The sequence below is a fragment of the Bartonella sp. W8167 genome (assembly GCF_016100335.1).
Lineage (GTDB): Bacteria > Pseudomonadota > Alphaproteobacteria > Rhizobiales > Rhizobiaceae > Bartonella > Bartonella apis.
In genome coordinates this window covers 1-1,083 of the sequence record NZ_JACFSQ010000011.1, presented here as the reverse complement: position 1 = coordinate 1,083, position 1,083 = coordinate 1, and the positions used below count along the sequence as shown (strand labels likewise).

1 rRNA gene is annotated in these 1,083 nt (G+C 50.5%); it reads right to left on the bottom strand.

The features are described 5' to 3' along the window. Positions 1-1,083: ribosomal RNA gene (locus H3V12_RS11060) — 23S ribosomal RNA — on the bottom strand; the annotation flags it as partial.

The window sequence follows — 1,083 nt, the reverse complement described above, 5'->3', positions numbered from 1 at the left end:
GCTGCCGCAGCTTCGGTGCATAGTTTTAGCCCCGTTACATCTTCCGCGCAGGCCGACTCGACTAGTGAGCTATTACGCTTTCTTTAAATGATGGCTGCTTCTAAGCCAACATCCTAGCTGTCTAAGCCTTCCCACTTCGTTTCCCACTTAACTATGACTTGGGGACCTTAGCTGGCGGTCTGGGTTGTTTCCCTCTTCACGACGAACGTTAGCACCCGCCGTGTGTCTCCCATGATTAAACTTGTCAGTATTCGGAGTTTGCATCGGGTTGGTAAGCCGGGATGGCCCCCTAGCCGAAACAGTGCTCTACCCCCAACAGTTACTCATGAGGCGCTACCTAAATAGCTTTCGGGGAGAACCAGCTATCTCCCGGTTTGATTGGCCTTTCACCCCCAGCCACAGGTCATCCGCTAATTTTTCAACATTAGTCGGTTCGGTCCTCCAGTTAGTGTTAACCAACCTTCAACCTGCCCATGGCTAGATCACCGGGTTTCGGGTCTATACCCTGCAACTTTACGCACAGTTAATACTCGGTTTCCCTTCGGCTCCCCTATTCGGTTAACCTTGCTACAGAATATAAGTCGCTGACCCATTATACAAAAGGTACGCAGTCACTATTACCCAACGGTAACAGCTCCCACTGATTGTACGTACACGGTTTCAGGGTCTATTTCACTCCCCTCCCGGGGTTCTTTTCGCCTTTCCCTCACGGTACTGGTTCACTATCGGTCAATCAGGAGTATTTAGCCTTGGAGGATGGTCCCCCCATCTTCAGACAGGATATCACGTGTCCCGCCCTACTCTATAAGCTTCCACATAACGCATCTTCGTGTACGGGACTTTCACCCTCTATCGTGCGACTTTCCAGACGCTTCCACTAATACATTATGCTACCCGCTTGGGCTACTCCCCTTTCGCTCGCCGCTACTTAGGGAATCTCGGTTGATTTCTTTTCCTCGGGGTACTTAGATGTTTCAGTTCTCCCGGTTCGCCTCATCTGACTATGGATTCATCAGATGATAGTGTAGTCGCCTACACTGGGTTTCCCCATTCGGACATCAACGGTTATAGCGCCTTTTATCG